The sequence below is a fragment of the Streptomyces sp. NPDC002870 genome (assembly GCF_042888505.1).
Lineage (GTDB): Bacteria > Actinomycetota > Actinomycetes > Streptomycetales > Streptomycetaceae > Streptomyces.
In genome coordinates this window covers 1-16,082 of sequence record NZ_JBIAPW010000050.1, presented here as the reverse complement: position 1 = coordinate 16,082, position 16,082 = coordinate 1, and the positions used below count along the sequence as shown (strand labels likewise).

Below are 16,082 nucleotides of genomic sequence, written 5' to 3'. Positions count from 1 at the left end.
AGGTCGTAGAGGTTCGGTGCGAGCGCCCCGTGTACTCACCGGCGTCTGAGTACGGGGGCGGTAGCTGCCCGGTGGGATCCGCCTGATGGGATGTGCCAATGACGACGACCTCCTCTCCCGCCACGCACTCCCCGGACCCCGCGCCGCTCCGCCAGCGCCGGACCCGGGCACTGATCGTGGGCGGTGCGGCGATGGTGCTGCTCGTCGCGGCACTCGCTCAGGGCTGCGCGGGGGTGGCGGGCGGCCGGGTGATGTCGGAAGCGGCGTTCCGCGAGCACCTGAGGCTCACGCAGGAGGCGGGCGAGGACGCGGTGCGGCGGCTGGGGATGGACCCCGCGTCGGTGGTGGACCAGCAGGAGATGTCCGATGCCTCCTGTAAGGACGACCTCGGTATGGACTCCGAGGGCGTCACCCGTGACCAGCCGACCGTCACCTGGGCGCCCGACTTCGCGGGCCGCGCAGCGTACGAGGCGGCGGTCGACACGCTCCGCGAGGAATGGTCCGCGCAGGGCCTGACGGTGGAGGACGTGCCCGCCCCCGGACGGGGCGAGCCGGGAGCCGGCCTGCCGGGGGTCCGGGCGAGGGACGACCATGGCATCGAGTTGTCGCTGCGTCCCGGCTGGTACTCGGGGGAGCCGACGCTGGTCGCTGACGGGGGATGTGTACGGCACCGGGGGTACCTGGTCGGGTGGGAATAAAAGAGGCGTCGTCGTCCGAGCTGTGCACGAGATTGCGCCGACGGGCCGTGGCAGCGCTGGTGGAGTACGCCCCGGGTCACCGAAGGGCGCAGCGATCTCACGCGCTCGCGAGCCGAGAAGGCAGGACTCATCCCGTGCGAGTCGCTGGGCGAGGCCTTGGCGGCGAGCGAGATCGTGCTCTGCGTCTGCCCGTCGTACGCCGCCGAGGACGTCGCGGCCGCGGTGGCGACGCACGGGTTCGACGGCACGTATGTGGACGCCAACGCGATCAGCCCGCAGCGAATGCTTCGGATCGCGGAGAGGAGGCCGCCCCGCTGCTCGGTCCTGGACGGCGCGATCATCGGTCCGCCGCCGGGCCAGGGCCGGACGGCCCGTCTCTACCTCTCTGGAGCCCCCCATGTCGCTGGCCTGATCGGTGAGTTGTTCGAGAACACGGACGTGGACAAGACGGAGAAGCTTCCTGACAGTCCGGAGCTGGTGGCTGGGCTCTGCAAGCTGTTGGAGGCGAAGGACTGTTTCGTGCGGGCAGCTCTGGATGCCACAGGGAGTTGAGCGGTCGGCACACCGTTACCGGAGCACCTCAGTCGAGTTGGGCTCTGCGGAATTGTTTCGACAACAACAAGGGCGGACGGCATGAAGAAGCGGATGTGGATCGCGGCAGCGCTCACGGCGGTGGCCGTGGCCAGCGGTATCGAAGTCGCCGCGTACGGCGCACCGGAGGAGCCCGGTGCGGGGTTCCCCGCAGGCCACTTCAAGATCAAGAACGAGAAGACCGGCGAATGCGTTCAGGCATTCCTCGAACAGGAGTCCGACACCTTCGGGGACGGCAGCAAGAACCCCAATGCCGGACGGTACATCCAGGACGCCGCACTCCAGCCGTGTGCAGACACCAAGGACCAGGAGTGGAAGTACGACGCCACCCGCAAGCAGCTGGAAAGCCTCGGTGTGGACGGCAACCGCTGCCTCGCACTCAACCAGAACATCAACTTCGGCAGTCTGGGTAACACCCTGGACACCAGTGAGCAGCCTGGCGAGAAGCCCGGATGGAATCTGTCGTTCGGCTGGTGCGGTGAGGCGTCCAGCGAGCCCCTCAGGTCGTTCAAGTTCCAGACCGACAAGGGCCTGATCTGGTCGGCGTCCGCTGACGAGCTTGCGCCCACGAACAGTTCCTACCTGACGGCAGCCGAAGAAGGCCGTGTCACCGGAATGACCCAGGGGCAGGCCGGACAGCAGTGGACCTTGCCCGCCATTCCGTAGGTCCGAAAACGGAGGAGGGCGTCACCGGATATGAACCGGTTGGCTCGATAGCCCCCAGGACTCCCAGGTGGCAGAGGAGAAGAACGTCATCAGCATGGCGGGGACCGTACCTATACGACTCATGCGACTGCAAAGCGCAAACGTGCTGGTCACGAATACGCGAGGCAGTAACGAGACGCTGCAGTTCTGCTCACAGAACGGACCGCGAATGGTTCCAGAAAGACGAAGAGCGGCCCGCCTCGTTGTTCCGGGGACAGGCCGCTGTCGCGTTCGGTTTCGGTCTACAAGTCCAGCACCGCGCGGAGGGCCTGGCTGACGCGTTCCATCGCCGCCGTATCGACGGTGCCCAGCAATTTGGCGCCGTCGAAGCGCGCAACCCTCAGCTGTTGGATGTTGACGGCGACTTCGGTACACGGCAACGGCTCGTCGAGCACCACGGACATCGCAGTGTCCGGGAAGCGCCCGGAGGGATGCAGCACGATGGCGAGTACCGCGCCGTAGGCCTGTTCCAGGCCGTCGAGCGACACGACGAGTACGTTGCACCCGTCTTCGAGCGTCCAGATTTCCCCGCGCTTCACAGAGTGTCGCCCTCGCCGCACAGGTCGTCGCCGAGCCCGAGCGCGGCGAGACGCTGGGCAGCGTCGAGTACAGCCTGTCGGCGGGCGGCGCGAACGATGTGTGCGTTGAGGGACAGGCCCGCGGCGGTCGCGCCGGCGCGAATCGCCGGGTCGAGGTCATCGGGTATGCGGAGCGTCATCACACCGGATGGCGGTTGCATCAGATGGTGGCGGTCGTTTCGCGTGTACAAGCGAAGCAGCCGGGAGGGGTCCGCTACAGGGTCCACCCGCCCGCGGGCGACGAGAGCCTTCCGGGACGTGATCACCGCGGCGGCGCATGCGGCATGGACGTGCTGAACAGCAGCCGGTCCGAGGGCTGGGAGGTACTGCGGTACCCGACCCGTAGGCCGGGCTGTGGCCAGGCGTACAGCCGCGTGATCACCGAGGTGAAGCCATCCAGGTCGACGACCACCTGATACACCACCCGCCCGTCCGCGTAGTCCTGGCGAGCGGTGACTGTGGCCCAGTGCCACCGACCACGAGAGCGGACCAGCAGCGCGGGCGGATCGGTCCGGGGCCAGGTCCAGACGTGCGGGGGAGGGCCATCGTCGGGCACCCACGGCCGTGCCTCCACCGGCTCGGGCACTGAATCGCTCACGCGTTCGATTGTAAGAGGCGAGCTGTCTCCTTGATCGTTTCTACTGGTCTCCTCTGGTCTCCTCGGACTAGAACGGAGGCGTGCCGTCGCCGGAGATAGGCACAGAAGTGAACTCAGCCTCATGGTCGTGAGCGGCTTCACGCAGGTGCACGTAGCGCTCTTGCTCGTCTGGCATGCGAAGCCGAATCTCGGGGCTGTCCTTCAGGTCATAGATCATCGCAGTCGGGACGCCATCCAGGGTGCCGCGCCACTGGGGCGAGGTCCTGGTGCCAAACACTTCAAGCTGAGCCCTGACGGGGATCCGTAGTTCACCCGCGATCAGCAGGGCGTCATCGTGGTAAGTGGGACTAGTCATGCCTCTATCGTCCAGCCGCACACGACGGCCTGCGAGCTCGCAGTCACAGGGCAACGCCCCGCATCGCCGTGAGCGAGCCGCAGGACCGGCGTTTTATCACGCCTCGTTCATCAGATCGAGTGAACGTCTTTCACGCCATTCATGGAGCTACGGGGCGCGAAATAGGATTTCGCTGACACTGAGGGGGAAGCGGACTCCAGCCGCACAAGCGAATCGGGACGAACCGACGACCTTGCTCACCCCTGTCACCACGCGCTGAACTCCCGCCATGAACATCGGGGAATGGACCGCAGTTAGTGCAGTCGTCTGCGCTCTTGTGCACGAGGTCTTCAAGACGTGGCGGACCGTCATACGCCAGCGAAGATCTGGCGATCAGGTGGATGAGGAGTAACCGCTCAGACCTGGGGAGCCAACTGCGACACCATCATGATGTCGTAGTCAGGCGTCAGCTTGCGTCCCCGAAACGGTCGGATTCGGGACGGCGGCCGGTTGAGGAGGACGCGCCGACGCCACCCGTCCAGAAAGGCGTCCCGAAACCCGGAGGCAGGGCTGCGCCGTTCAGTGGATCTGTCCGCTTTGATCATGTGATGCCGAGGGTGGCCAGGGGCCGGGTGGCGTGATCAGGACTTCTCGGCGTGAGCGGCAAGGGTGCTGCTGTACGACAACGAGCTAACCGACGACGGCTCGTGGCGACGCTCCACGGGCGCCGACCGGAAGGTGTCAGCGGAGCGCTTGGCGCCGGCCCCTCGCGTACCCGGGAGGGAGCCTGAGCACCAGCGAGGAGTGAGGAGTCACGTGAGCGTATGCGGGCCTGACGGGGAGGGTGAGCCGCCCACTCGTACTCCCGGGGCAGGGCGATGACCTTGGCGGGGGCACTGGCGGCGGCGGAGACAGCGGCGCCCGTGGAGTCGCTCGACGTGGTCGCGCGCATGCTCAAGGAGCGCGTCGGGGCCGCGTCGGTGTCGTTCCTCATCACCGACTTCACCGACTTCACCGACTTCACCGACTTCACCGACTTCACCGACTTCACCGGCGGCTCGGTCGTACGGCCGGGGGCGGCGGGCAGCGTCGATACCGATGAACCCGCCCGGCGCATCACGCTGCGGGGCACCCTGTACGACGATGTGATCCGCACCCAGCGGCCGAGCGTGGAGGACAAGGGCGAGGGCGCGCTGGTGCGGATCGTCGCCCCGGTGACCAATCGCGGGGACGCCATCGGGCTCCTCGAACTGTTCCTGCCCGCGGCGCCGGACGCGGAGGTGATGCGGGAGATCGGCGAGACCGCGCACGCCCTGGCGTACATCGTCATCGCGAATCGGTCCTTCACCGACGTGTACCAGTGGGGCCGCCGGACCATCCCTCTGAGCCTGGCCGCGGAGATCCAGCACCGGTTGCTCCCGGCTTCGCTGGCGTGCGAGGCGGCCAAGTTCGCGGTGGCCGGGCGCTGGAGCCGGCCGACCACGTCGGGGGTGACACTTTCGACTACGTGATCGACCGGGACACGGTCCGGCTTTCCGTCACCGATGCCATGGGGCACGATGTCGGCGCCGCGCTGCTGGCCACCCTCCTGGTGGGCGCCCTGCGCCGGGCACGGCGGGCCGGTGCCGACCTCGCCGAACAGGCCCGCCAGGCCGACCAGGCCATGCGCGAGCACGGCCGCCAGAGCTACGTCACCGGCCAGCTCCTGCGCATCAGCCTGATCGACGGCAAGACCGAGTTCATCAACGCCGGGCACCCCTGGCCGCTGCGGATGCGGAACGGACAGGTGCGGGAGATCACTCCCAAGGTCGATATGCCGTTCGGCTTCCATGCCCCTCACACCTACCGGGTCCAGTCGCTGGACCTGCGGCCGGGCGACCGGCTGTTGATGCTGACCGACGGCATGCTGGAGCGCAATGCCAACAGCCTCGATCTGTCTGATCTGATCGTGCGCACCCGCGCGCTGCATCCCCGCGAGGCCGCCCGTACCCTCATCGCGGCGATCGTCGACGCCAACGACGGCCACCTGCAGGACGACGCGACCGTCATGTGCCTGGGCTGGCACGGCGTCGGCCACTCCCGGCGGAACGCCGACACCGGCGCCGACCTCACCGACGCCTCCGCACCGTCGCGGACGGGGCCCACCACACCTGGGCGATGACTCGAGGGCTGTTCCGGTAGCCCGCTTCGGCCGACCCCTGGCCGGGCGGCGGGTGGACTCTGCCCCGGGTGACCGCGTCACCGGGACAGGCGCCTGCGGCGGCGGCCCCAGGCGCAGGCCGAGCAGGACGAAGCGGCGACCACAACCACCACACCGTTGACCAACAGTTGGAACAGGCCCTTCGCCACCACCCCGATGATGCCGAGCACCATGGCCACAGTGACCAGCAGGAGAAGAAAGCCCTCCGTGTCACCTCACGGTGGGAGAAGTTGGTGAGGCACGTGCGGAGTCGCCGCTTCCCGCAACACCCCCCAGTCGACCCCCGGTACCGGGGTCGGATCCCATGGCCGCATGAACTATGGCTGGACGTGGCACACGCCGAAAGGTACAGCCCAAGCTCCGAAGCCCGATGACATTCGGCGCCTCAGTACCTGAACGGAAGATTCCCCAGCTTGAGGGCAGGCTGCCGCGTTCTTTGGCCTTGGGTGACGAGACGTGCTGGTCTGCGGGGCTGAGGGTGACGTCGTGGCCGAGGGCCTTGAGCTGGCGGACCAGGTCGCGGGTGCGGCGGCCGGGGTCGACCAGCCGCTGGTGGTAGTCGGAGCCGAGGTCGTGGCAATCGGCGTCGGGGTCGTTGATCAGGTGCCAGACGATGACGAGGATTGAGCGGGCGACGGCGACCAGGGCGCATCTGTGCCCGCGGCGTTTTGACGATGCGCTGGTAGCGGGCCCCGAGGAAGGTGTTGCTGCGGGCCGCGGAATTGGCCGCCTCGCCAAGGGCGGCCTTGAGCCAGGGATTGCCCTTGCCGACGGGTCCGGTGGTGTTCTTCCCGCCGGACTGGATAGTCCGCGGGGCCAACTTGGCCCAGGCGGTGAGGTGCTCGGCGGTGGGGAACAGGCTCATGTCCGGGCCGAGTTCGGCGAGGAGAACCTGTGCGGTGCCGACGCCGACTCCGGGTATCGCATCGAGCCGGGCCACCAGCGCTGGGCCTGGCCGGGAGGCGCCGTCGGCGGGCCGGGCAGGTCGCCGATCGCGGCGGTGATCCGCTCAGTGAGCCGGTCGATCTGTGCGGTGAGGTGGTCGATGCTGTCCAGCAGTGGCAGAGGAATCCGTGATGGTCGTCGAACTGCCCGGTCAGCGCTTCGACGAGAGCGGCCTTCTTGCGGACCAGGTTGCCGCGGGCGAGGTCGGCCAGGGCCCTTGGGATGCGTTCTCCGGCGTCAGTGCGGCGAGCATGGCCCGCCGGAGACGCCGTGAACTGTTTCTGATCCCTTGATCACTTATCTTCGCCGTTTCAGTGCGTGTGCCATGCGTGGGAGTTCTTCGTACAGCAGTCGGCCGACCAGCGCACCGCCGAAGACAACGACACCCACACCGACCAGCCAGGACTGGATGACCAGGACGGTTCCAACGGGGCCGTAGCTGACGGTGTTGGATGCGATCAACGGCGAGAAGACGAGCCGGGAGAAGACCCTCAGGCAGAGCAGCCCGATCACGGTGGCGACCGCGCCGGGAAACAGGGCGCGCCCGCGGATCCGCCCGCCGAGCAGCAATCGCTGAGACCACCAGAGGAACAGGACGGCGCTCAGCGACGCGACGGCCCCACCCGCCAAGGGCTCGCGCCGCAGCGTGGTGGTGGCTGAGACGAAGAGGTATCCGGTGAGGACGCCGAGCCACACCACATGCCGCCATCTGGCCCACCAGCGGGCCGGCGGCAGATCCCAGACCTTCTCGTAGCCGGTCTGCACCGCGGCCCCGAAGCTCAGGCCGAACACGGCGAGGGCGGCGATGCCGAAGGCGGTCGTGGTCCGCAGCGCCTGGCCGGGCCGGGTGAACAACTGCTCGACCGCTGCTCTGGAGGCGGTCGACACGCCGAGCCCATTCCCCAGCCACTGCGCGAACCCCCGCCCGTGCTCGGGATCGGCAGAGGAGACAATGATTAACAGTGGCACCAGCGTGAGGAACCCCAGCGCCGCGAAGCCCAGCGAACGCGACCCCAGCTCAAGGTCCCTGCTCCGCCGCCACCCACGCCCGACTGGTGAACGGCTGATCACGCGGCGCAGCCGTCCGAACCAGGATGAACGGTCCGCGGCACCAGAAGGCTTCATCGGCATCCCTGTCGACTACCACGGCCGGAACCCCTACCGCGCGAGGGCGCGACGCAGAGGTTCCCCGATAGCCTGGCAGGACAAGGAGCTACCGGGGCGCAGCGGTTGCGCCTGCCCGTGGGGGGGGCGGCTCGCACCGGTCCGGATCAACGGCTCAGGAGGGCAGGCCATGATCCATGCAGCCGATATCCGTGAGTGGCGCAACCGCAACGTCGTCGACCCGAAGGGCCACAAGATCGGCGTGCTTGAAGCGATCTACGTGGACACCACCACCGACGAACCGGCCATGGCCACGGTCCGCACCGGGCTCCCCACCCGCCACCAGTTGGCCTTCGTGCCCCTCGACGAGGCGATCGTTGGGCCGGACTACGTCAAGGTCTCCTACGACAAAGCGCTGGTGAAGAAGGCGCCCGCGATCGGCATGGACGACATCCTGCCCGCCGGGGCAGAGGAAGCGATCTTCCGGCACTACGACCTGCCGTACCAGCCGGGCGCGGGCGGCGAGAGGCAACTCGCGCGCCGCTGACCGCCCGGGGAGGTGTTCGCATCCATGGCTCTCTTCCTGCAAGCCGGCGGGGCCGTGGGCAAGCCACCCTCGGACGAACGGCTTGCCCACACCGGCCGGTGCGCGCTGAGTAGCAATTGAGCGCGGTGCGCGTTCGCGAGAACCGGCCACCGGAGCATGACCGGCTCACCGAGTTTGACGGGCTCTTTTGCCACTCAGCGCGATGTTGCCCCGATCGGTACCCGCTCGTTGAAACACAACATGGCGGAATGCGATCGGTCCCCGTCCGCTGTGCACCCGTTCGGGGGGCGGGACCTGAGTTGCTGCCTTTTCTGCCGGGCAGTCAGGTCTCGGCGGGTGAGGATCGGGGGATGCGAACGTGTGTGGGGCGAAACGACCGAGGGCGCCTCGCGAAGGCGATGTTCGACCAGCAGGATTGGCCTACGGGGGGTGGCCGTCGTGGAAGGTGAGCGGCGGCGTGGCCGGGGCATGGTGGACCGGTCGGAGGGGTTCGGTGAGCGGCTGTTGGGGGTGTTGCTGGACCGGGCGCACGAGATGCCGCCTCAGTTGATCGCTCCGCTGATCGCGGAAGAGGTCGCCAGGGTCGCGGCCGCGACGTCTCGATCCTCCTGCAGGACTACGCGCAGGAGTTTCTCGTGCCGCTGCCGGGCAAGGGGCTGCTCGTGGGGGAGCCCGAGGTGATCGTTGATTCTCCCTCTGGGACGGCCTTCCTGCGCGCGGAAGCGGTCGAGGTGCAGCAGGGTGACGGCGTGCGGGTGTACCTGCCCCTGCTGGACGGCAGCGACGAGGTGGGGGTCATGGCCCTCACACTGGACACCATTGATGACGACGACCGGCGACTGCTGCGCCGGCTCGCCGACTTGTCGCCGACATGCTGGTCACCAAGCACGGTTACACCGACCGGTTCTTTCAGGCCCGGCGGCGCGAACCGATGAGCGTGGCCGCGGAGATGCAGTGGTCCCTGCTGCCGCCGCTGACGATGTCCGTACCGCAGGTCGCCGTGTCCGGAGCCGTCGAGCCGGCCTACAGCATCGCTGGTGACAGCTTCGACTACGCCCTCAACGACAACCTCCTCCACGCGGCGGTGATCGACGCGATGGGCCACGGCCTGGACGCCGCCATCATGGCGACCGTCGCGATCGGCGCCTACCGGCACGCCAGACGCTCTGGCATCAGCCTGTCCGAGAAGTGCACGTTCATGGACAAGGCCATCGCGGAGCAGTTCGGGCCCGACCACTTCGTCACCGCGCAGATGATGAACCTGGACATCACCACCGGCGTTCTGCAATGGGTCAATGCGGGTCACCCGGCACCGCTGCTCGTCCGTAACCATCGGGTCGACCGGCAGCTGGAGAGCCCCACCACCCTGCCGGTCGGCTTCGGCGGCGAACACCCTCCGATCAGCGAGTACCAACTGCAGCGCGGCGACCGGGTGCTGTGCTACGCCGACGGTGTGATCGAGGAGCGCGATGCCGACGGAGAACCGTTCGGCGAGGAACGACTCATCCGCTGCATCAACCGCATCGAGCACACGGAGGAAGGCGTGCGGGCATGGGCGCTGCGGCTCTCCCACGCGCTGAAGCAGGAACGCGGTGGGCGTACCAGCGATGACGCGACCCTCTTTCTGATCGAGTGGGGGCGGGGGCGCCGCCGACCACCTGGCTGTCCTGGAGTGAGCGAAAGCCGCACCGCTGATCGACTCGCGTGCGCAACCCCCGTGCCGTTGTCCGGGTGCGTGTCCTGCGGCTGGTCCTGCCGTGCTGTAGTCGGCGAGCCGCAGTAGTTTCACCGAGCGATGAGTTCCCTGAGGAGGTGGGGGAGCTGCATGAAGACCTGCATCTCTGGGGTGTTGAGTGCGAATCCTTCTGTCGGCTCCTGGCCCGGGCGGGCTGGGGCAGGTGCCGGTCGGTGAAGCCGAGCGTCCGGCTGATGGCGCGCCACAGTCGTGCGTCGGGGCGAGTGTCGGCGTTGTAGCTCTGCGACAACACCGGGGCTACTCCGTCCATTGGCCAGGATTCCGGGCAATGAGGGCGTTGATTGTCTTGCCGTGGCCGGCGCACGATCCGGACCTTCTCCAGAGCGTGGAGAGGTCCTCGAGGTGCAACGCGCACAGCTCCCCGACCCTCGCGACGGTGTCGAGCACCACCGACATGCGAGCATCCGCACCTAGCGGGGATAGCCACGCGTCAGCAGCCCACCCTCGACCGTCCACTTCGTCTGGCGGCCGATGTAGTCGGCGACGGTCTGCAGGCCGGCGCGCGTCCGCTCGCGCCGGTCGACGTCAACCGGCTCCTGGCGCGGCAGCTCCTCCAGCACTCGCAGGTAGTGGACCGCCAGGCCGAGCTCGCCATGACGCCGGAACGCACCATTGTCGTTGCCTCGGACGTCGGCCGCTTGGCGCCCCGACTCGCAGTTCGCCGGCGAGCGCGAGCTGCTCGTACGCCCGCAGCGACGGCATGTCGAGCACGTCGGCTAGGTCGTCGGCGACGGTCAGCGGGTGCTCGGGGTGCTTGAGGGCACGGACGGGCTCGCGGGCGTGGGCGCGGATCTGCCGCTGGCGGGCCTCTGAGGGCGCCGCCTCGCACACGGCCTCGACCCCTCCTGGAGCTCGGGCACCTCAGCCAGCACGCCGTCTCGCGTCGTCACGCCTGGCACGGTAGCCACGCCCGGGCAGCCACACGGCCCCAACGTGGAATTAGACTCGATTACCACCAACGGACCCACCCACCCCTGAGCTGGCCGCGTCAGGCGGCGTCGAACCGGTGAGCCTGGGCCCGCCGGCCGACGACCCGAGGCCGCATGCCGTTCCAGACAGGAGCCCATCCCCACACCAGCGACACGCCGCTGAGTCGCCAGGGCCGGCTGCCGGCAACAGGACAGCGGCCTGCTGGTGCTGCGGAGCAGTTTCTGCGACAGTGCGGGCAGCCCGACTCGAGGTGCGGACCATCCCCCCACCGCTGCCTCGTGCACCAGCTGCGCTGTGTGTCCCTGACGGATAGGACAGACATGCCCTCTCCACATCGGGGGCTGGTGCCGGTTCGGGAAGAGCGCACCACCAGGGAGGACGACTACATGGCAGCGACTTCTGCGCCGACCGCCGACACCGTGCAGGCCGGGGGAGCGGCGCTGTCCATGGCCGGAGCCCCGGCCACTGCCGGTGAGCTGCCCTGGATTAAGGACGCGGCGAAGGTGGCCCCCAAGGACGCCCGCGCTCTGTCGAAGCTGTTCCTCGACCAGCTCCAGGTACTGGAGGAGGGCACGCACGCGTACCAGTACGCGCGCAACACCCTCATCGAGATGAACCTCTCCCTGGTGCAGTTCGCCGCGCGCCGGTTCCGCAACCGCGGCAGCGGCGACATGGAGGAGATCATCCAGGTCGGCACCATCGGGCTCATCAAGGCCATCGACCGGTTCGACCTCTCCCGCGAAGTCGAGTTCGCCTCCTTCGCTGTCCCCTACATCGTCGGCGAGATCAAACTTTTCTTCCGCGACACCACCTGGGCCGTCCACGTCCCCCGCCGCCTGCAGGAACTGCGCTTGGGCATCGCCCAAGCGCAGGAACAGCTTGCCACCGGCCTGGAACGGGAACCGACCGTCAAGGAACTCGCCGAGCATCTGGGGCTCAGTCAGGAGGAGGTCATCGAAGGCGTCGTCGCCTCCAACGGCTATACGGCCGGCTCGCTGGACCTGCCCAGCGACGGCGACGGCGACGGCGACGGCCCTTCCAGCCCCAACAGTTACGCCGACGTGATCGGTGAGGCAGACCCCGCCATGGAGACCGTGGAGGACCTGCACACCCTCGCCCCGCTCCTTCAGCACCTCGATGACCGCCAGCGACGCATCATCGAGATGCGCTTCGGCCAGGAGATGACCCAGTCCCAGATTGGCGTCGAACTCGGCGTCTCCCAGATGCACGTCTCCCGGCTCCTGACCCGCACACTCGCCCAGCTCCGCACCGGCATGTTCGCCTGAAGCGTCCATCCCACGCTTCCTGTCGCCGTCGTGCCACAGCAGGACGGTGGCGGTCGCGCCGGGTGCGTGTTTGCGTACGTTGGTGAGGGCTTCGTGCACGGTGCGGTATAGGGTGCGCTGTGCGGGGGCGGTGATGGTGAGACGGAGCTCGCGGCCAGTTCGGTGTCGATGCCGTGGGACCGCGACCCCGGCGTTACACGGGGCCGGCTGAGGCTCTTCGAAGGCGGCAGCGACCTTGCGTCATCCTGACGCGTGCACGAGCCTGTCGTGATCCCGTCTCCACTGGGCCGCCGGACTGCGGTCGCCAACAGTGAAGACCAAAACCACCCAGGCATCGCGCCAGCGAAACCAACCGGCCATGACACAATCAAAACTGATCCGTCGGTGGTCAATGTCCGCCACGGTCGCTGAGGTGCCCGACGACGCGCTGCTGCGCCGCATATTCGGACACGTACCGACCCTGCGTGAACCGCCGCGATGGGCGCCGCTCACAACGCGGGTATCGGAACGTCCAAGCAAACCAACGCTGGCTGGGAGCTCGTAATGGCGCGGATAGTCCTGCGTGACAAGACCGCGAAGAATCCTGGAGAGCGGGTTTCGGGAAAACCTCCCCTGTCTCCACTCGGCCGGGTGCTGGCCATGATGCTGGCCTTCGCGGGGGCGGTGGCATTTGCGGTGGTGCTGGCCCGGCTGACTCTGGAACCCTCGGCAGCATCCGTGCCGTTGACGCACAGCAACCTGCGCCCTGGTGACTCCATCCGTGCTTATCTCGCGCAGCCCGTGTCCCGTGACACGGTCAAGCAGCTCGGCGGCAATATCGTGATGGGGATACCCTTCGGTGTGCTGCTGCCGATACTGGCGCCCCGAACGCGAGGGCTGGTCCGCGTAGGGGCGGCAACCGCTCTCGTGATGATCCTCGTCGAACTCGTCCAAGGCGCCCTCATTACCGGGCGCGCCTTCGACATCGATGACGTTCTGCTCAACACCACGGGTGCCCTCATAGGTTACCTGCTGATCGGCCTCCGGCTGGGCCGCGCAGTGCATCCCCGACGCCGCCACTGGTGGCACCGGTTCACCAAACGCCAGGTGACTGCTACGGACCCGGCATAGGTCCAATTCTCGGCGCGGAAATCGCCGTTGCGGCGAGTGACTTGGCGGCCCGTGCTGACGCCGGCCACCTCGCTTCCGCAGCCGCGCAAGCGAGTGGATGCGCAGCCGACGGGCGCAGGGGCGCGGTCGGCGCGATCGAACTGCTCAACTACGTCCGGGCTCTCCAGTCCGCAGGGGCCCTTGGGCTCCAGCCTGACGTATGGACCGGGAGGTCGTGCCGGAGTCGACGTCGTGGGAACAGACGGGACGGATATACAGCGCCCTGTCGGAACGCCCGCTCCTGCAAACGCGCTGGGCCCCTGCTGTCGAGCACCGCCACCCTGCAACGAGCGGACGAGTGACTTCCGCTTGAAGCCTCTCGGGGCCGCCGCCCGGGACTGGAAGGAAGAGGCGAACGCCCGCTGGCGCCGCACATGAGGGCGGTCCCGCCCCGGCACGCTCGACTGCGGCTGCCCCGCCGCCGGTCAGCGGATCATCTTGCGGAGCGCCACGGCGCTGGCTCCAGTGGCGGTCAGGCCCGTGAAGACGGCTTTGGACACGGACCTTTCGGCGAGAAATATGAGTCCGCCCATGACGAGCCGAAGAACGCGGCGGTAAGCAGTACCACTGCGGTGTGCAGCGGCAGAACGGCGGCGCTGCCGTAGAAGGCGACCCGGTTGCGTGCTGCGCGGTTCCGGGCGGGCGGGTGCGGGCGAGTACGGATCCCGCGGTATCGGGAGTCTCCTTGCAGGAGGTAGGGAGATGGCGGACAACCTGTGGTGGTGTCGACCGCGGGGGAGTCACCGCGCGGTCGGCTGTCTTCCTGGCGGCTCTGTGCCTGAGAGCGTCTCTGTGGCGTCTCGACCCTGGCCCAGGGTGGCATGGCTCAGCGTAGCCACGACCAGCCGTTAATTGACACACCCGACATTGTCGGAGCCCTGCCTGCGAGCTGCTGCCGGCCGGGCCGTCATTCTGCCGTCGGCCGTGTGCGGTCAAGGGATAGTCAGCTTTCTGACTGGCGACGGATCAGGTGTCCGCCGTGCCGCGCGAACCCGACACCGCTGCGGTGTTGATGCGCTGGGCTTCTTCGAGCTGGTCTTCGAGGATGATGATGCGGCAGGCGGCCTCGATGGGAGTGCCCTGGTCGACGAGTTCCCGGGCGCGGGCGGCGACGCGCAGCTGGTAGCGGGAGTAGCGGCGGTGGCCGCCCGCGGAGCGCAGCGGAGTGATCAGGCGGGCTTCGCCGATGGCACGGAGAAAGCTCTGGGTGGTGCCGAGCATCTCGGCGGCCCGGCCCATCGTGTAGGCGGGGTAGTCGTCGTCATCGAGACGGCCGAACGAGTCATCTGCTGTCACTTGCACCTCTCATGGAACGCGTGGAGGGGTCCTGGTGCCATATGGCACCAGGACCCCGAAGGAACTGCTACACCATCTGCCGGCCCTGATACTGCGCCGGCCCTCTGTGTCCGCAAACCCGACCAAGATGATGTCGGGGGTACGGGGATCGCGGTTGCTTGACCGGAGACCACCTCACTATCGATGTCCTGCGGTACCCGGGCTCAAGACGTCCGCCCGGGCGATCCTGATGGCGCCTGGCTCCTCCGTTCTTCCCTCTGGGATCACTTACCTACTGCTGGTACTGCTCTTGCGTACTGCTGGTGATGCGAACTGCTCTGTGGCCTGTGACAGCGACCACTCTCCGGCAGCCAGCCCCGTCGCCCGTCCTGCGTCTGCTCTGGCTTAGAACCCCACTGCCGAACCTCCCGGCGCGCGCCAGCAGCCGACGCCTTCACCGAGGTGCTGCTCACTGACTTCACTGCTGGGTACTGCGAAATGCACTTGCGGGTACTGCCACTGCGTTAACTGCGGTACTGCTCACGGCGGCCCCTGATCACTGCGGGCCACCCGGTCCGGCCGTCAGCCCCGTCGCCGTCCTGCAACAACCCTGGCTTCGGAACTCCACCACCGAACCGTCCTGCGAACTGCGGTGCTGCTGCCCGGCAGTTCATCTCTGCCAGGCCCTGCTGTCTCTCTGGGTTACGAGAGAAACCATAACCACACCACCCCCCAATGTCTACTCCGGCCGACACAGATTTCTGCGTGTTCGACGGTGAGGTAATCGACCCGAACAACGATGGAGGGCGGGAGCAAGCCGGGTTAGCGGCCACAGGCCGGGGCACAAGCCCCGGACACAGGACCAGGCATTGACGATCCAGAGACCAGGGAACCGGATGGACACGATGAGCGTCAACGTCGCAACCTTCCGCTCCGCGACATCCGTCGCCGGAGCACGCGACAACGCCCGGTACTTCCTCGAAGGTCTCGTACCGGCGATTGCAGCCGAGGCCGCCGACACGGTGGTCCTGGTCGTCTCGGAGCTCGTCACCAACGCCCTGCGCCACGGCGGCGGCACCTGCACCCTGGACCTGACCGCGCACCCGGACAGCATCGAGGTGTCCGTGCACGACCCCAGCCCGCAGGCCCCGCGCATGCGCACCCCCGACCTGAACGGCGGCACCGGAGGCTTCGGCTGGCCCATGGTCAACCGCCTCGCCCGCGCCACCGCCGTGACCCGCCAGGCTGCCGGCGGCAAGACCGTAAGCGCCCGCCTCACCCGGTAAAGCCCTTGCGCTGCCCATTCGTCTCCGTCCTCGTTTCTGCCGACCGCCGCTGACGCAGGCCAGGAGCTCCCGGGCCACCCTGCCCGCGAGGCGCTCGATT

Annotated in this window: 17 protein-coding genes and 4 pseudogenes; 12 read left to right on the top strand and 9 right to left on the bottom strand. The window is 67.9% G+C overall.

From position 1 onward, the window contains the following. Positions 1–98 precede the first annotated feature (98 nt). The 3 genes from ACFYWY_RS35690 (at position 99) to ACFYWY_RS35680 (ending at position 1,955) form a co-directional block, all read left to right on the top strand. Positions 99–698, top strand: coding sequence for a hypothetical protein (locus tag ACFYWY_RS35690; protein ID WP_389194843.1), 600 nt, complete (start codon positions 99–101; stop codon positions 696–698). A 156-nt stretch (positions 699–854) separates the two neighbouring features. Beyond that, entirely contained in the window at positions 855–1,250 is a 396-nt protein-coding gene (locus ACFYWY_RS35685) for a hypothetical protein (RefSeq protein WP_389194841.1), read from the top strand. 81 nt (positions 1,251–1,331) lie between these two features. Beyond that, a complete protein-coding gene (locus tag ACFYWY_RS35680) occupies positions 1,332–1,955 on the top strand; it encodes a hypothetical protein (protein WP_389194839.1) in 624 nt (207 codons plus the stop codon). Between the two features lie 281 nt (positions 1,956–2,236). Here ACFYWY_RS35680 and ACFYWY_RS35675 read toward each other — a convergent pair whose 3' ends face one another. The 4 genes from ACFYWY_RS35675 to ACFYWY_RS35660 form a co-directional block, all read right to left on the bottom strand. Next, a complete protein-coding gene (locus tag ACFYWY_RS35675) occupies positions 2,237–2,533 on the bottom strand; it encodes a hypothetical protein (RefSeq protein WP_389194836.1) in 297 nt (98 codons plus the stop codon). Beyond that, a complete protein-coding gene (locus tag ACFYWY_RS35670; protein WP_389194834.1) occupies positions 2,530–2,733 on the bottom strand; it encodes a toxin-antitoxin system HicB family antitoxin in 204 nt (67 codons plus the stop codon). The genes ACFYWY_RS35675 and ACFYWY_RS35670 overlap by 4 nt, the downstream gene beginning before the upstream one ends. Positions 2,734–2,834: 101 nt before the next feature. After that, the gene (locus ACFYWY_RS35665; RefSeq protein ID WP_389194831.1) at positions 2,835–3,170 is read right to left on the bottom strand and encodes a hypothetical protein; all 336 of its coding nucleotides are present in this window, start codon (positions 3,168–3,170) and stop codon (positions 2,835–2,837) included. Between the two features lie 67 nt (positions 3,171–3,237). After that, the gene (locus ACFYWY_RS35660) at positions 3,238–3,525 is read right to left on the bottom strand and encodes a hypothetical protein (RefSeq protein ID WP_389194828.1); all 288 of its coding nucleotides are present in this window, start codon (positions 3,523–3,525) and stop codon (positions 3,238–3,240) included. Positions 3,526–4,382: 857 nt separating this feature from the next. Between ACFYWY_RS35660 and ACFYWY_RS35655 the strand changes: the two are divergent. After that, positions 4,383–5,665: pseudogene (locus tag ACFYWY_RS35655) on the top strand (PP2C family protein-serine/threonine phosphatase). A gap of 77 nt (positions 5,666–5,742) precedes the next feature. Here the strand turns inward: ACFYWY_RS35655 and ACFYWY_RS35650 are convergent. Further along, on the bottom strand, positions 5,743–5,877 hold the full coding sequence (locus ACFYWY_RS35650) for a hypothetical protein (protein ID WP_389194825.1): 135 nt from the start codon (positions 5,875–5,877) through the stop codon (positions 5,743–5,745). 313 nt (positions 5,878–6,190) lie between these two features. Between ACFYWY_RS35650 and ACFYWY_RS35645 the strand changes: the two genes are divergently transcribed. Further along, positions 6,191–6,331, top strand: coding sequence for a hypothetical protein (locus ACFYWY_RS35645; protein ID WP_389194939.1), 141 nt, complete (start codon positions 6,191–6,193; stop codon positions 6,329–6,331). 67 nt (positions 6,332–6,398) lie between these two features. Here ACFYWY_RS35645 and ACFYWY_RS35640 read toward each other — a convergent pair. Then, positions 6,399–6,644 (bottom strand): annotated as a pseudogene (locus tag ACFYWY_RS35640) (transposase); the annotation flags it as partial. Between the two features lie 118 nt (positions 6,645–6,762). Here ACFYWY_RS35640 and ACFYWY_RS35635 point away from each other — a divergent pair. After that, the gene (locus tag ACFYWY_RS35635; RefSeq protein ID WP_389194823.1) at positions 6,763–6,942 is read left to right on the top strand and encodes a hypothetical protein; all 180 of its coding nucleotides are present in this window, start codon (positions 6,763–6,765) and stop codon (positions 6,940–6,942) included. A gap of 4 nt (positions 6,943–6,946) precedes the next feature. Here ACFYWY_RS35635 and ACFYWY_RS35630 read toward each other — a convergent pair whose 3' ends face one another. Next, positions 6,947–7,780, bottom strand: coding sequence for a ribonuclease BN (locus ACFYWY_RS35630; protein ID WP_389194820.1), 834 nt, complete (start codon positions 7,778–7,780; stop codon positions 6,947–6,949). Positions 7,781–7,943: 163 nt separating this feature from the next. Between ACFYWY_RS35630 and ACFYWY_RS35625 the strand changes: the two genes are divergently transcribed. Together ACFYWY_RS35625 and ACFYWY_RS35620 are read left to right on the top strand one after the other, a co-directional pair. Next, positions 7,944–8,300: a PRC-barrel domain-containing protein gene (locus tag ACFYWY_RS35625; RefSeq protein ID WP_389194817.1), complete on the top strand. Its 357-nt coding sequence runs from the start codon at positions 7,944–7,946 to the stop codon at positions 8,298–8,300. A 468-nt stretch (positions 8,301–8,768) separates the two neighbouring features. Then, positions 8,769–9,976: pseudogene (locus ACFYWY_RS35620) on the top strand (PP2C family protein-serine/threonine phosphatase). A 490-nt stretch (positions 9,977–10,466) separates the two neighbouring features. Here ACFYWY_RS35620 and ACFYWY_RS35615 read toward each other — a convergent pair. Further along, complete coding sequence (locus ACFYWY_RS35615) at positions 10,467–10,616, bottom strand: hypothetical protein (RefSeq protein ID WP_389194814.1); 150 nt, start codon at positions 10,614–10,616, stop codon at positions 10,467–10,469. A gap of 816 nt (positions 10,617–11,432) precedes the next feature. Here ACFYWY_RS35615 and ACFYWY_RS35610 point away from each other — a divergent pair. The 3 genes and pseudogenes from ACFYWY_RS35610 to ACFYWY_RS35600 all read left to right on the top strand — a co-directional run. Continuing rightward, entirely contained in the window at positions 11,433–12,272 is an 840-nt protein-coding gene (locus ACFYWY_RS35610; RefSeq protein ID WP_389194931.1) for a SigB/SigF/SigG family RNA polymerase sigma factor, read from the top strand. 543 nt (positions 12,273–12,815) lie between these two features. Then, positions 12,816–13,382, top strand: a complete 567-nt coding sequence (locus ACFYWY_RS35605; RefSeq protein WP_389194812.1) for a VanZ family protein — start codon at positions 12,816–12,818, stop codon at positions 13,380–13,382. Continuing rightward, positions 13,373–13,501 (top strand): annotated as a pseudogene (locus tag ACFYWY_RS35600) (IS110 family transposase); the annotation flags it as partial. The gene ACFYWY_RS35605 and the pseudogene ACFYWY_RS35600, both read left to right, overlap by 10 nt. A gap of 886 nt (positions 13,502–14,387) precedes the next feature. Here the strand turns inward: ACFYWY_RS35600 and ACFYWY_RS35595 are convergent. After that, positions 14,388–14,717, bottom strand: a complete 330-nt coding sequence (locus ACFYWY_RS35595; RefSeq protein WP_389194809.1) for a helix-turn-helix domain-containing protein — start codon at positions 14,715–14,717, stop codon at positions 14,388–14,390. An 875-nt stretch (positions 14,718–15,592) separates the two neighbouring features. On the opposite strand from ACFYWY_RS35595, the gene ACFYWY_RS35590 reads away from it, so the two are divergent. Then, positions 15,593–15,982 carry an ATP-binding protein gene (locus ACFYWY_RS35590; protein WP_389194806.1) on the top strand — a complete coding sequence of 130 codons (390 nt, stop codon included), beginning with the start codon at positions 15,593–15,595 and terminating at the stop codon, positions 15,980–15,982. The last annotated feature ends 100 nt before the right edge of the window (positions 15,983–16,082 follow it).

Coding starts and splice junctions, on each gene's coding strand:
- ACFYWY_RS35690 (WP_389194843.1), top strand. CDS start 99: ATGACGACGACCTCCTCTCCCGCCACGCACTCCCCGGACCCCGCGCCG.
- ACFYWY_RS35680 (WP_389194839.1), top strand. CDS start 1,332: ATGAAGAAGCGGATGTGGATCGCGGCAGCGCTCACGGCGGTGGCCGTG.
- ACFYWY_RS35670 (WP_389194834.1), bottom strand. CDS start 2,733: ATGCAACCGCCATCCGGTGTGATGACGCTCCGCATACCCGATGACCTC.
- ACFYWY_RS35660 (WP_389194828.1), bottom strand. CDS start 3,525: ATGACTAGTCCCACTTACCACGATGACGCCCTGCTGATCGCGGGTGAA.
- ACFYWY_RS35650 (WP_389194825.1), bottom strand. CDS start 5,877: ATGGTGCTCGGCATCATCGGGGTGGTGGCGAAGGGCCTGTTCCAACTG.
- ACFYWY_RS35630 (WP_389194820.1), bottom strand. CDS start 7,780: ATGCCGATGAAGCCTTCTGGTGCCGCGGACCGTTCATCCTGGTTCGGA.
- ACFYWY_RS35625 (WP_389194817.1), top strand. CDS start 7,944: ATGATCCATGCAGCCGATATCCGTGAGTGGCGCAACCGCAACGTCGTC.
- ACFYWY_RS35610 (WP_389194931.1), top strand. CDS start 11,433: ATGGCCGGAGCCCCGGCCACTGCCGGTGAGCTGCCCTGGATTAAGGAC.
- ACFYWY_RS35605 (WP_389194812.1), top strand. CDS start 12,816: ATGGCGCGGATAGTCCTGCGTGACAAGACCGCGAAGAATCCTGGAGAG.
- ACFYWY_RS35590 (WP_389194806.1), top strand. CDS start 15,593: ATGGACACGATGAGCGTCAACGTCGCAACCTTCCGCTCCGCGACATCC.